The sequence below is a fragment of the Delftia sp. PE138 genome, assembly GCF_018320755.1.
Taxonomy (GTDB): domain Bacteria; phylum Pseudomonadota; class Gammaproteobacteria; order Burkholderiales; family Burkholderiaceae_C; genus Comamonas; species Comamonas tsuruhatensis.
The window spans coordinates 1-13,480 of sequence record NZ_JABEPN010000014.1; the positions used below are offsets into that span (position 1 = coordinate 1).

The 13,480-nt window shown below is 64.6% G+C and carries 12 protein-coding genes; 9 read left to right on the forward strand and 3 right to left on the reverse strand.

Features of this window, described 5'->3' with window-relative positions:
* From HFGMBDPB_RS28170 to HFGMBDPB_RS28180, 3 genes are all read left to right on the forward strand, one after another.
* Positions 1-290, forward strand: a 290-nt coding sequence (locus tag HFGMBDPB_RS28170) for a transposase (RefSeq protein ID WP_160854899.1), incomplete at its 5' end; no start/stop codon positions are given.
* Complete coding sequence (locus HFGMBDPB_RS28175; protein ID WP_349305398.1) at positions 284-1,126, forward strand: hypothetical protein; 843 nt, start codon at positions 284-286, stop codon at positions 1,124-1,126. The genes HFGMBDPB_RS28170 and HFGMBDPB_RS28175, both read left to right, overlap by 7 nt.
* An 11-nt stretch (positions 1,127-1,137) precedes the next feature.
* Positions 1,138-1,629, forward strand: a complete 492-nt coding sequence (locus HFGMBDPB_RS28180; protein WP_212646710.1) for a hypothetical protein — start codon at positions 1,138-1,140, stop codon at positions 1,627-1,629.
* A 41-nt stretch (positions 1,630-1,670) separates the two neighbouring features.
* Here the strand turns inward: HFGMBDPB_RS28180 and HFGMBDPB_RS28185 are convergent, their stop codons facing one another.
* Positions 1,671-3,113: an iron-containing redox enzyme family protein gene (locus HFGMBDPB_RS28185; protein ID WP_212646711.1), complete on the reverse strand. Its 1,443-nt coding sequence runs from the start codon at positions 3,111-3,113 to the stop codon at positions 1,671-1,673.
* 316 nt (positions 3,114-3,429) lie between these two features.
* A complete protein-coding gene (locus HFGMBDPB_RS28190; protein WP_212646712.1) occupies positions 3,430-4,464 on the reverse strand; it encodes a LacI family DNA-binding transcriptional regulator in 1,035 nt (344 codons plus the stop codon).
* 169 nt (positions 4,465-4,633) lie between these two features.
* On the opposite strand from HFGMBDPB_RS28190, the gene HFGMBDPB_RS28195 reads away from it, so the two are divergent.
* The 6 genes from HFGMBDPB_RS28195 to HFGMBDPB_RS28220 all read left to right on the forward strand — a co-directional run bounded on the left by HFGMBDPB_RS28195 (position 4,634) and on the right by HFGMBDPB_RS28220 (position 12,425).
* Positions 4,634-5,638 carry a Bug family tripartite tricarboxylate transporter substrate binding protein gene (locus tag HFGMBDPB_RS28195; protein WP_212646713.1) on the forward strand — a complete coding sequence of 335 codons (1,005 nt, stop codon included), beginning with the start codon at positions 4,634-4,636 and terminating at the stop codon, positions 5,636-5,638.
* Between the two features lie 20 nt (positions 5,639-5,658).
* On the forward strand, positions 5,659-6,498 hold the full coding sequence (locus tag HFGMBDPB_RS28200; protein WP_212646714.1) for an HpcH/HpaI aldolase family protein: 840 nt from the start codon (positions 5,659-5,661) through the stop codon (positions 6,496-6,498).
* Between the two features lie 13 nt (positions 6,499-6,511).
* Entirely contained in the window at positions 6,512-8,239 is a 1,728-nt protein-coding gene (gene araD / locus HFGMBDPB_RS28205) for an L-arabinonate dehydratase (RefSeq protein ID WP_212646715.1), read from the forward strand.
* An 84-nt stretch (positions 8,240-8,323) separates the two neighbouring features.
* A complete protein-coding gene (locus HFGMBDPB_RS28210; RefSeq protein ID WP_212646716.1) occupies positions 8,324-8,707 on the forward strand; it encodes a hypothetical protein in 384 nt (127 codons plus the stop codon).
* 366 nt (positions 8,708-9,073) lie between these two features.
* Positions 9,074-10,765 carry an aspartate-alanine antiporter gene (gene aspT / locus HFGMBDPB_RS28215; protein WP_209801788.1) on the forward strand — a complete coding sequence of 564 codons (1,692 nt, stop codon included), beginning with the start codon at positions 9,074-9,076 and terminating at the stop codon, positions 10,763-10,765.
* 64 nt (positions 10,766-10,829) lie between these two features.
* Complete coding sequence (locus HFGMBDPB_RS28220; protein ID WP_046985505.1) at positions 10,830-12,425, forward strand: bifunctional aspartate transaminase/aspartate 4-decarboxylase; 1,596 nt, start codon at positions 10,830-10,832, stop codon at positions 12,423-12,425.
* A 41-nt stretch (positions 12,426-12,466) separates the two neighbouring features.
* Here HFGMBDPB_RS28220 and HFGMBDPB_RS28225 read toward each other — a convergent pair whose 3' ends face one another.
* A complete protein-coding gene (locus HFGMBDPB_RS28225; protein WP_212646717.1) occupies positions 12,467-13,405 on the reverse strand; it encodes a DMT family transporter in 939 nt (312 codons plus the stop codon).
* Between the last annotated feature and the right edge of the window lie 75 nt (positions 13,406-13,480).

The following is a 13,480-nucleotide window of genomic DNA, read 5'->3' on the forward strand; positions in this document are numbered from 1 at the left end:
GGCGCCCCCGCAAAAGACCATCGAAGTTGCATGCCGACAAGGGCTATGACTACAAGCGTTGCCGTGCGCACTTGAGACAACGGGGCATCGCCAGCCGCATTGCCAGGCGAGGCGTTGAGAGTAGCGAGCGACTGGGCAAGCATCGCTGGGTGGTGGAGCGGACCCATGGATGGTTTGCAGGCTTTGGCAAGTTGCGAATCCGCTTTGAAAGACGACTGGATATCCACGAAGCGCTGCTAAAACTGGCAGCGGCGATCATCTGTGCACGCTTCGTGGATCGGTGGTGTTAGCCAGTCTTACGCCGCAAGAGTTCCTAGGCGTCCTGCAAGACAGGTCACGCAATGACCCGCGCCTGACGGCCAGCCTGCGCGCCATCCTGGCCCAAAGCGCCCTGGGCCGGTATTGGACGCAGACGGCCAGCCCCAATGCCGGCAAACCCTGGACCATCCCCGCCTCCATGCTGGCCAATGACGCGTACCTGTTCACCAGAACGCTGATTGCATTGCGCCTTGCCGGTGCGCGCACCTATGTCAAGGCGACTCCCAAGGGCACCTATATCATCATCACGGGCCGAGCCGGGTTTCGCGGCAATCTGCTGCAGGGCACGCGCTTTCTCACCACCAATCCCCGCATGGTCCAGATGGGTCTGGGCATGCGCGGACTTCAGGGCGTTGCCAGAGGGGGCTTCATCTTGAGCTTGGTTGTGGGTATCGGCGTGGAGACATTGGACTTCATCTTCAACGACGAGAAGACCATGCATGACCTGGTGGGTGGGATTGGCGTGGAGGCGGTCAAGGCAGGGTTAGCGACGATGGTTGGTATAGGCACGGGAATTTTTGTCGCAAGCTTAACCACTATTGCTGTTTTTTCTTTAGGTGCCATGGCCTTAATGGTACTTTTTACCGGGATAGCTTTAAATGGAATCGATAAAAGTTGGGAAATAAAGAAAAATGTTATTACTTCATTAAAAATTTTGACAAACAGCACACCTTCTGGCATATACCGCGTTAATACTGACGCTCTCGTCACAGAACAGTTGAGTGGCAATCATGAAACAACAGAGATCAAAGAAATACCCCAGAACCATCCTAAAAATTTACTATCCCCTATCAATCGCAAAAATTGATTAGTCTTGAAATGGACAAAAGAAATTTAACCGAAATCAGAAAATCACTAATATGGAGTATTCCACTTTTTCTTCTGCTTCTAGCAATGTCAATTTGGAGTATTTTCTATTCTCTATATGAAACCGTAGATGATTTAAATAAACTCGCCCCATCTGTAAGAATCACACCACTTGATCCAATTGCGTTGTGTGTGCCAATAATTTCAATCACAGGAATTATCATTGCAATACAAAAATCAGTCCCCTGTACAGAAGACGCTATAAAAATCCCAACGCGTATTTTTTTATCCGCCATAGCCGTTGGAGTTTTTATTATGTTTTTCTGTATTTTTGCAATTACGCCTTTTCAATACTATGCCATGCCAAAACTGGGCTATACACGCTGCAATATTCTGGAAGACCACCCCACCATTTATTTCACAGACTGGGTAAAGAATCCCGCCTGGTGCGTGCGAGGCAAAAGCCGGGAATGGGTCAAAGAGCAAGCCCATCTTGCCCAATGACCAGATGATTTTTCCCGGGTAGGTAAAGAGGGTCGAATGGCCTACCGGCCCAGGAACAGGCGGGTGGCGCGCAGGCCCAGGGGCGTCCAGTGCAGGCCCGGTGACATGGCCTGTACCAGCAACTCATGCTGGGCCGCTGGATCTAGCGTGGGGTAGCGCTGCTCGAAGAGCATCAGATCGGTGTCCAGTTCCTGCGCGCTGCGACCCGGGTCCGGTCGCGCGCCACGGGATGTGCGCAGGCGCTCGGCCACGCGAAAGCTCATGCGCCGCGCCGGTTTGCCGGGCTCGGCCACGGATTCGAAGGAGGCGCCATCCGCACTGGCCGGCCCACGCAGCCAGTCATGAATGACTTGCAGCTCATAGGGAGAGAAAACACCGAACATCTCTGCCCGCTCGCCCTGCAGCAGCTGCCAGAAGCGGCTTTCCTCCGCAGGCCGGTTGCGTTGTATCCAGCGTGCCTGCTCCAGCGCGCCCAGGAAGGCAGGCATGTCCTGCGGACGGGACAGCCAGTCATTGACGCTGCGGCCGGCCACCTTGCAGAAGTCCGAGTGCGCGCCATGCCCGGAAGGCGATTTGCGCGCCAGGATGCGCACCACCTCAGCTTCGATATCGAACGACCTGATCACGTCCAGCGTGCTGGTGCCCGTGTCTGCCAGCCGGGCGCCTGCGCGTACGCGGCGCCAGTATTCGCCGCCATCGTCAATGCGCGGCGCGTTCTCCCAGGCGGCAATGCAGGCGCGCCGGGCATGGCCGGTGTCGGCGTTGTCCACGGTCACATGCAGCGTGAAGTAATAGGGATCTATTCCCAGTTCATTGAGTTCGTAGGCGGTGATGAGCAGGTGCAGCGGCAATTGCTCATAGCCCAGGTTGAATCCGACGATCTCGGGCAGGAACTGCTGCGCATTCCAGCCCAGCGCCAGCTGTACCAGCCCCTGCCGGTACAGCTCGTCGGGCAGGTCCTCCACGGGATCAAGGCCATACCTGGCCAGCAGCTCCCGGTAGAGCTTGACGTGGTTCTTGTCGGCCATGCCGTCGCCCAGTTCTTCCACATAGGTGGTGACCAAGTCCGACATGCGTGAGTTGCCCGCGTGCGCGCACAGGCCGTAAAGCCAGGAACCGTCCACCAGCTTGGTAGGGGCCACATTGCGCAGGAAGTACAGGGCATGGGCGCGGTTGCCGAAGTAACGGCGTGCCGCACCCGCCTTGCGCTCTGCCAGGTAGGCCTGGTACTGGGCGTGCACTTTCTCGACATTGGCACGCATCCAGTCGGTCAGGTGCTCCGGGTTGTCCGGCAGGCCATCGGCATCGGCAGAGGTCTCGGCGATCACGCCGTGCAGGAAGTCCGCAGCAGCCTGGCGCTCCTGTTCGGTGGGCAGATGGTTGGCCAGGCGCTCGTAGAGCGGCACATGCAGGAAAGAAGGCTCAAGCGTGCCTGCGCCAGCGGCCAGCTCGGTACGTGGGGGGTCCAGCAGTTCTGTGTTCATGGTGGGGCTTTGGTCCGTAACGCCTTCAGGATGCGGTGTGGCCCTCGGTACAGCCATCGGGCCAACGCCTTCCTGTGCGTCGTAATACGCCTACCCTTGGCGCAGGCGCCCGGGCCGGACCGCCGTCTCCCTGGCGCCCGCGCTCATGGCAGCGGAACAGGAACCGGCCCGGCCTTGCCGGCGAGCATTGGCTGGTACTGGGCGCCGGCCTGTTGGCCCTGCGCTGGGCCCGGTTATGGACAAGCGCGGCGTCTTGCTGATACTGAGATAAAGCCGGTCTTCCTGCCGCTGCCCGGCCATTGGCTCACGCTGGCGTTCAGCGCGCATCTTCGTGCCCCCGCGTACTCCCCCTCCCCACCACCTCAAACCCCACATCCTGCGCTGCCGCCGCCACGCCACCGGCCATGCGCGCAATCAGCGCCTCTGCGCCCAGGCGGCCGATGGCGGCGCCGTCCACGCGCACGGTGGAGAGGGCAGGCCAGGCGTCCAGCGCCAGGGCCTGGTCGCCAAAGCCCAGCACGCCGAATTCCTCTGGCATGCGCAGGCCCAGCGCGTGGGCGTGGGAGAGAACGCCTTGCGCCAGCGCATCGGAGCTGCAGAAGACGGCATCGACCTCCGGTGCCTGGGCGCGCAGGGCGTTCAAGGCATCACGGCCACGGCCGGATTGGGGGATGGCTTCCGAGAAGACGATTTGCGCGGGAACCGGGGCACCGGCTTCCGCAGCGGCGCGGGTGAAGCCCAGGGCGTGGCGGGCGGCGCGGCTGTCATCGGCGCGCAGGATGGCCGGGCGCCGGTAGCCGCAGGCGGCCAGGTGGCGGAAGGCGGCGCGGCCCGCGTCTTCCTGCGAGAAGCCGACCACCATGTCCAGCGGATGGGGCTGGTAGTCCCAGAGTTCGACCACGGGCACGTCGGCATTGACCAGCAGGCGCCGCGTGCGGGCCGTGTGCTCGGTGCCGGTGAGCACGATGCCGTCCGGGCGGCGGCTGAGCATGGCGGCCAGCCAGGTTTCCTCATGCTCCGGGTCATAGCTGGAGATGCCCAGCGTGGTTTCATAGCGCTGCGCGGCCAGGGTGTGGATGAGCGCATCGAGCATGTCGGAAAACAGCGAGTGCCCCACCGAAGGCACGATGGCCGCCACCAGCCGCGTCTGGCGCGAGGTCAGCCCGCCCGCCAGGGAGTTGGGCACGTAGCCCGATTGCTCCACGGCCTGCGCCACGCGCAGCCGTGTGGCCTCGGCCACCAGTTCAGGCCGGTGCAGCGCGCGCGACGCGGTGATGGGCGACACGCCGGCAATGCGGGCCAGGTCCTTGAGCGTGGGCGCATTGGCGTTGCGCAGGGTGCGGAGGGTCATGCGAGGCCTTTGCCTGGAATGGCGATGGAGAGGCGGCTTGAGGATGATTGCGTGGTCATGTTAACGATGATGTCCATCAGCACGGTCTGATTGTTGCCCCTCGTACGTCCGAATGGAGAGCGCTGCCTTTGCTTGAAATGATTGCGCAATCATTCAAGAGGAGACCACCATGCGCCCTTCCCTCTCCAACCGCCGCAGCGCCATGGCGCGGCTGCTGGCTGCGGCCCTGGCTCCGGCCTCGATGCTGGCCCCGGCACACGCCCAGGCACAGGCTGCCTGGCCCATCAGGCCGATCACGCTGGTGATTCCCTTCCCTCCCGGTGGCCAGACCGATGTGGTGGGCCGGCTGGTGGGAGAGCGCCTGTCGCAGCGCCTGGGCCAGCCCGTGGTGGTGGAAAACCGGCCCGGCGTGAATGGCTCGCTGGCCTCCGACGCCGTGTCGCGCGCGCGGGCCGATGGCTACACGCTGGTGATTGGCGGGCCGGGCACGCATGCCATCAACCAGCTGGTCAATTCCAATGTGAAGTACGACGCGCGGCGGGATTTCACGCACATTGCCATGCTGGGGCGCGTGCCCATGCTGCTGCTGGCCTCGCCCAGGCTGAAGGTCGCTTCGGTGGCCGATGTGGTGGCCCTGGCCCGGGCCAGCCCCGGCACGGTGAATGTGGCGCTGACGGGCATTGGCTCGTCCAGCCATGTGACGACGGAGCTGCTGCGCCAGGCGGCCGGCGTGAGCTTCAACAACGTTCCCTACAAGGGCGATGTGCCCGCCATGACCGATGTGATGGGCGGCCAGGCAGACCTGCTGTTCGTGCCCGCCACCTCGGCCGTGGACTTTGCGCAGGCGGGCAAGCTGCGTGCGCTGGCCGTGGCAGGCGAGCGGCGTCTGGCGACCCTGCCCGATGTGCCCACCATGGCCGAGGCCGGCCAGCCGCAGGTCGTCAACTATTCATGGACCAGCCTGGCGGGGCCGCCGGGTATGCCGGCCGATGTGGTGGAGCGGCTCAACCAGGCCTGCCAGTCCCTCCTGGCCGAGCCCGAGGTGGTGGCCAGGCTGGCCGCCATGAGCAACGAGCCCACGCCGGGCACGCCCGCCCAGGCCGCCAGCTTCATCGCCGCCGAGGTGGCGCGCTGGAGCGAGGTGGTGCGCAAGGGAAACATCCAGGTCCAGTGAACAGCTTCAGGAGAGTCCCCATGAGCATGCTGCCCGCCAATACGTTCAAGCGCGCGCTGCGCGAAGGCCGCCCGCAGATCGGACTGTGGTCCACCATTCCCTCCCCCTTTGTCTGCGAGATGATCGGCGGCGCGGGCTACGACTGGGTGCTGCTCGATACCGAGCACACGCCCACCGACGTGCCGCTGATGCTGGGCCAGCTGCAGGCCGTGGCCGCCGCCCTGCCCACACCGGGCGCCCCGCTCGTGCATGCCGTGGTGCGGCCCGCCTGCAACGATGCAGTGCTGATCAAGCGCTACCTGGACCTGGGCGCCCAGTCCCTGCTGCTGCCCTTTGTGCAGAACGCGCAGCAAGCGCGGGATGCCGTGCGCGCCATGCGCTATGCACCCCAGGGCATGCGCGGCATGGGCGGTTCCACTCGCGCGGCCAACTTCGGGCGCACGGCCGACTATGTGGCACGTGCGGCCGACGAGCTGTGCCTGCTGGTGCAGGTGGAGACGGCCGAGGCGCTGGAGCAGATCGAGGCGATTGCGGCCGTCGATGGCGTGGACGGCATCTTCATCGGCCCCGCCGACCTGTCGGCCAGCCTGGGCTATCCGGGCCAGGCGCGCCACCCTGTGGTGAACCGGGCCATCGACCAGGCCATCGCCCGCATCCGCGCCTGCGGCAAGGCACCGGGGATCCTGATGGTGGACGAGGCACGGGCGCGCGAATGCCTGGAGCTGGGCGCGCAGTTCGTGGCCGTGGCGCTGGACACGCTCTTGCTGCGCGATGGGCTGGATGCGGCGGCGGCGCGCTTCAGGAAAGGGCTGCTGGCCGCGAAGCCGCCAGGGCCCGCATCCACCGCCGGCAGCCACTGAGGAGCCCACAACCATGACACGTTCCCCCGAATCCCTGCGCAGCGCACGCTGGTTTGCTCCCGATGATTTCCGCTCCTTCGGCCACCGCTCGCGCGTGCTGCAGATGGGCTATGGCTACGAGGACTGGATGGGCAAGCCCGTGATCGCCATCGTCAACACCTGGAGCGATGCCAACCAGTGCCATGCCCACTTCAGGCAGCGCGTGGAAGACGTCAAGCGCGGCGTGCTGCAGGCCGGAGGATTTCCGCTGGAGCTGCCGGCCATCTCGCTGTCGGAAAGCATGGTCAAGCCCACGACCATGGTCTATCGCAACTTCCTGGCCATGGAGACGGAGGAGCTGCTGCGCAGCCACCCGGTGGATGGCGCCGTGCTCATGGGCGGCTGCGACAAGACCACGCCGGGGCTGACCATGGGGGCGATTTCCATGGGCCTTCCCTTCATCTACCTGCCGGCCGGCCCCATGCTGCGCGGCAACTGGAAGGGGCAGGTGCTGGGCTCGGGCTCGGACGCCTTCAAGTTCTGGGACGAACGCCGCGCCGGCCGCCTGGACGAGCAGGCCTGGCGCGAGATGGAAGCCGGCATTGCCCGCAGCCACGGCACCTGCATGACCATGGGCACGGCGGCCACCATGATGGGCATTGCCGAGGCCGTGGGCCTGGCGCTGCCGGGCGCTTCGTCCATTCCGGCCGCCGACGCCAACCACATCCGCATGAGCGCCGAGTGCGGCCGCCGCATCGTGCAGATGGTGTGGGAAGACCTCACGCCCGCCCGCATGCTCACGCGTGCGCATTTCGAGAACGGCATTGCCTGCGCCATGGCCATGGGCTGCTCCACCAACGCCATCATTCACCTGATCGCCATGTCGCGGCGCGCGGGCCATCCGGTCAGCCTCGATGACTTCGACGCCTTCAGCCGCCGCGTGCCCGTGATCGCCAACATCCGGCCCAGCGGCGACCGCTATCTGATGGAGGATTTCTTCTATGCAGGCGGCCTGCGCGCCCTGCTGGAACGCATCCGCCTGCATCTGGACACCGGGGCCATGACGGTCAACGGCAAGACCCTGGGCGAGAACATTGCGGGCAGCCAGGTCCACCAGGACGACGTGATCCGCCCCCTGTCCAGCCCCATCTACGCAGAAGGGGCGCTGGCCGTGCTGCGCGGCAACCTGGCGCCGGACGGTGTGGTCATCAAGCCCAGCGCCTGCGCCCCGCACCTGCTGCGCCACACGGGCCGCGCCCTGGTATTCGACGACTACCCCAGCCTCAAGCAGGCCGTGGACGACCCCCATCTCGATGTGAACGGCGAAGACATCCTGGTGCTGCGCAACGCCGGCCCCAAGGGCGCGGGCATGCCCGAATGGGGCATGCTGCCCATTCCCACCAGGCTTCTCAAGCAAGGCGTGAAAGACATGCTGCGCCTGTCCGACGCCCGCATGAGCGGCACCAGCTACGGCGGCTGCCTGCTGCACTGCTCGCCCGAATCCGCCGTGGGCGGGCCGCTGGCCCTGGTCAAGACGGGCGACCGCATCACGGTGGACGTGCCCGCCCGCCGCATCCACCTGGAAGTCAGCGACTCAGAACTCGCCACCCGCCGCGCCGCATGGACGCCCCCGCCCGCGCGCTACGAGCGCGGCTATGGCTGGCTGTTCGGCCGCCATATCCTGCAGGCCAATGAGGGATGCGATTTTGATTTTCTGGAGACGGGCTTTGGGCGGGCTGTGCCGGAGCCGGATATTTTTTGAAGCATGCAAATCAATTCTTTCTTTCAAACTTCCCTATATGATGGAAATATTTTTTGATCCACATTGCATCAGAATATTGAAACCATGAAAGCAATTGAAAAGCAATTTTCCCAATGGGTCGACCAAACACTGTCCGGCGATCTGCCAGAAGGAATCGCAGCATTCCACTTCAATCTGTATGACTCGCCCACATCGCACGAGCTCCAGATTGTGGGCTGCCCGACCTACGACCCGCAGGACCCGGACTGGGCGTGCGATGACATATTCATGTCCGACGACCCTCACTTCGAGTTGCCGCACGAAGTCGTGGGAAGCGAGTGGGAGAAGGGACTTGCTGCTGCCAGGAAGCTGCTTGGCTCCTACGTGGCCTCGGAAGCGGCAGGAGCCCTTCGGCTGCGCCAGTCGCAAGCGGTGAGCGCCGGTTTTGTGGATGGAGAACTCCACCTCATCTGGGCGCGAGATGCGTAATTGATGAATTCAGCTGGCGGGCAATAGATTTCATCCAAAAACTGGAATCCTGGGCCTGCAAGCAAGGCAGGCCTGTATATGTATCCGCTTTTGCTGACGGCGCAGTCCTACATTGCCGTTGGTCTTTGTCGTGAATAGTGGCTCTGTTCTCAACAAGTATTGACCCAAAGAAGCCAATGAAATAGCCATATTCGATTGAATATTTCTTGGTCACAATCATTTGTGCAGAAGTATTTTCGATAGCTATTTCCAATAGCGACTCGCCGTTTCCCAGTCCACGCGCACGCAATGCCCCCTGCCCTCCTGGGGCAGCCGCTTCCGTTGCCTTGCACCGCCGTGGACCTCAACCCAGAAGCAGAGGTGGCTGTGGACTTTCTCAGAAGCATCTTTCATCAGGCTCCGGAAATCGCGCTGTTCGCGGCCTTGGCGCTCGGTTACTGGGTGGGCAAGTTCAGGTTCGGGTCGTTCCAGCTGGGGGGCGTGGCGGGGTCGCTGCTGGCAGCGGTGCTGATCAGCCAGGTGGGGGTGACCATCGATTCGGGCATCAAGGCGGTGCTGTTCGCGCTGTTCATCTATGCCGTGGGCTTCGAGAGCGGGCCGCAGTTCTTCCGTTCACTGGGGCGGCAGTCGGTCAAGGAGATCCTGATGGCCCTGGTGGTGGCCGTGTCGGGGCTGGTCACGGTGGTGGTGATCGCCCGGGTGTTCCATCTGGACAAGGGGCTGGCGGCGGGGCTGGCCGCTGGCGGGCTGACGCAGTCGGCCATCATCGGCACGGCGGGCTCGGCCATCGAGAAGCTGGGGCTGGCGCCCGACGAGGTGCAGCGCATGCAGGCCAATGTGGCCATCGGCTATGCGGTGACCTATATCTTCGGCTCCTTCGGCGCCATCATCATGTGCGTGAACGTGCTGCAGTGGCTGACGGGCCGCAAGATCCGCGAGGACGCGATCCAGGCCGAGCAGGAGCTGCTCAAGGGCGTGCGCGTGTACGGAACCGGCGAGTCACCGGCCGTGCCGGATCTGGTGGGGCGCATTTTCCGCGTGGGACAGGCGGGCCGCACCGTGGCGGAGCTGGAGGCCAGCGCCACCGCCAACGGCGGCACGGTGACGGTGGAGCGCATACAGCGCAAAAACGCGATGGTGGGCGTGGACGGCAGCCTGGCGCTGGAAGCCGGCGACATCATCCTGCTGGTGGGCCGGCGCGCGGCCGTGGTGGCGCTGGGCGCCTCGGTGGGCGAGGAGCTGCAGGGCGCCGAGGGCATGGACGTGGTGATGGTGCGGCGCGATGTGGCCATCTCCAACAGGCAATACCTGAACCGCAGCGTGAAGGACATCCTGGACAGCCTGTCGCAGGAGTTCAAGCACGGTGTGTATGCGGTGGCGCTGATGCGCGCGGGCACGCCGGTGCCGATTGCGCCGGCCACCATGGTCATGCCGGGCGATGTGGTGACGCTGTTCGGCACGCCGCAGGATGTGCAAAAGGCCGCGCAGTCGGTGGGCCCCATCATCGTTCCCAGCGACAAGACGGACTTTGTCTTCCATGGCCTGGGCATCACGGTGGGCCTGCTGATCGGGCTGCTGGTGCTGCGCCTGGGCTCCATTCCCATCACGCTGGGCAGCGGCGGCGGCGCCCTGCTGGCGGGCCTGCTGTTCGGCTGGTGGCGCAGCCGCAAGCACACCTTCGGCAACATGCCCACGGCCGCCTCCACGCTGCTGCGCGACCTGGGCCTGGCCGGCTTCGTGGCCATGGTGGGTCTGCAGTCGGGCCAGCAGGCCGTGACCACGGTGATGCAGCAGGGCCTGACGCTGTTCCTGCTGGGCGTGGTGGTGACCATCGTGCCGCTGCTGATCGCCATGCTGTTCGGCAAGTACGTGCTGCGCTATGACAACGTGGCCGTGTTCGCGGGCTCGCTGTCGGGGGCGCGCAGCGCCAACCCGGCGTTTGGCGAGATTCTGGACAAGGCCGGCAACTCGATTCCCACGGCACCGTTCGCGATCACCTATGCGCTGGCCAATGTGTTCCTCACATTGCTGGGGCCGCTGGTCATCGCCTTTGCCTGATCACCCCTGATCACCCCTGACCGATCCCCAAGGACCACCAAGGACCATCACAAGGAGCTGCGCAATGAGCAAGGATTATCGGAGTCTGGCGAATTTGAGCCCGTTCGAACTCAAGGACGAACTGATCAAGGTGGCCTCGGGCAAGGCCAACCGCCTCATGCTCAATGCGGGGCGCGGCAATCCCAACTTCCTGGCGACCACGCCGCGCCGGGCCTTCTTCCGGCTGGGGCTGTTCGCGGCGGCGGAGTCGGAGCTGTCGTATTCCTACATGACGGTGGGCGTGGGCGGGCTGGCCAAGCTCGACGGCATCGAGGGCCGCTTCGAGCGCTTCATCGCCGAGCACCGCGACCAGGAGGGCGTCAAGTTCCTGGGCAAGTCGCTGAGCTATGTGCGCGACCAGCTGGGGCTGGACCCCGCCGCCTTCCTGCACGAGATGGTGGACGGCATCCTGGGCTGCAACTACCCCGTGCCGCCGCGCATGCTCACCGTGAGCGAGCAGATCGTGCGCCAGTACATCGTGCGCGAGATGGCAGGCGGCGCCGTGCCGCCCGAGTCGGTGGACCTGTTCGCGGTCGAGGGCGGTACTGCCGCCATGGCCTATATCTTCGAGAGCCTGCGCATCAGCGGCCTGCTCAAGGCCGGCGACAAGGTGGCCATCGGCATGCCGGTGTTCACGCCGTATATCGAGATTCCCGAACTGGCCCAGTACGACCTCAAGGAAGTGCCCATCCACGCCGACCCCGACAACGGCTGGCAGTACTCCGACGCCGAGCTGGACAAGCTCAAGGACCCGGACGTCAAGATCTTCTTCTGCGTGAACCCCAGCAACCCGCCGTCCGTGAAGATGGACCAGCGCAGCCTGGACCGCATACGCGCCATCGTGGCCGAGCAGCGGCCCGACCTGCTGATCCTCACCGACGATGTCTACGGCACCTTTGCCGATGAATTCCAGTCCCTGTTCTCGGTCTGCCCCCGGAACACGCTGCTGGTGTATTCGTTCTCCAAGTATTTCGGGGCCACGGGCTGGCGCCTGGGCGTGATCGCGGCGCACAAGGACAACGTGTTCGACCATGCGCTGGCGCAGTTGCCCGAATCGGCCAAGAAGGCGCTGGACCACCGCTACCGCTCGCTGCTGCCCGATGTGCGCTCGCTCAAGTTCATCGACCGCCTGGTGGCCGACAGCCGCGTGGTGGCGCTGAACCACACGGCCGGCCTGTCCACGCCGCAGCAGGTGCAGATGGTGCTGTTCTCGCTGTTTGCGCTCATGGATGAAGCGGACGCCTACAAGCAGGCCCTCAAGCAGCTGATCCGCCGCCGCGAGGCCACGCTGTACCGCGAGCTGGGCATGCCCCCGCTGGAGAACCCCAACTCGGTCAACTACTACACGCTGATCGACCTGCAGAACGTGACCTGCCGGCTCTACGGCGAGGCCTTCTCGCAATGGGCCGTGCAGCAGTCGTCCACGGGCGACATGCTGTTCCGCGTGGCCGATGAGACCGGCATCGTGCTGCTGCCGGGCCGGGGCTTCGGCTCCGACCGCCCCTCGGGCCGCGCCTCGCTGGCCAACCTCAACGAGTACGAGTACGCCGCCATAGGCCGCGCCCTGCGCCGGCTGGCCGACGAGCTGTACGAACAGTACAAGGCGCTGGGCAAGGAGTAGGCCCTGCGCACAAGGCCCGCACGGCTCATCGCCCGCACGGCTCATCGCAGCTGTCGGGCCTTGACCACCAGCAGCGCCCCGGCCATCAGGCCCACACCGGCCAGTTGCACGGCGTCCAGCGCACGCCCGTAGACGGCCCAGTCCAGCACGATGGCCGTCAACGGATAGACGTACTGCAGCACGGCGATGCGGCCCAGCGTGAGGCGCGCCATGCCCGCAAAGAGAATGGCGTAGGCCAGGCCGGTGTGCAGCACACCCAGCCCTGCCAGCCACGCCCAGGACGACGGCGCCTGCGGCCAGCCATGAACCAGCGGCACCCACAGCAGCAGCACGGTGCCGACCGCGCATTGCCACCAGGCCAGCGCAAACGGCGTGACCACTTTCTCGGTCTTGGCCAGGATGGTCACGGCTGCATAGCACAGCGAGCCGGCCAGGCACATGAGCAGTCCGGACACATGGTCCGGTCCCCAGGCCGCCGCATCGCCACCCAGCAGCCCCGTGGTCAACACCAGTCCCAGCAACGCCGCCAGCATGGCCACCGCCTGCCGTGGCGCCACGGCCTCGCGCAGCACCAGGGTGCCGAACAGCATGATCCACACCGGCTGGATGTGGAACACGATGGTGGCCACGCCAATGGAGGTGCGCGGTATGGCGGCAAAGAACAGCGCCCAGTTCAGCACCATGAGGAGGCCCGTGGCCACCACCACCGCCCAGCTCCTGCCGCGCACGCGCAACTCCCGCACGCGGCCGGTGGCCAGCCCCCAGGCAAGCAGCGCCAGGGCACCGAAGGCGCAGCGAAACAGCACGGTGACCAACGGGTGCTGGCGGGCCTCTTCCACAAATACGCCCACGGTGCCCAGCAGCACGCCGCCCGCGATCATCAGCCACTGGCCGCGTGTCTCCTGCGCTGTGGGAGCGGCTTGTGCGGTCGCGGCGGAGGCTACGGATGCGGCCTGTAACGAATGGGTTCTGTCTTGCATGGCAACGATCGTCTCGTGGCAGCAAATTCTCGTAAAGCAAATAGTTTGCAGGTTTAGTATTCGATATTCGAATCC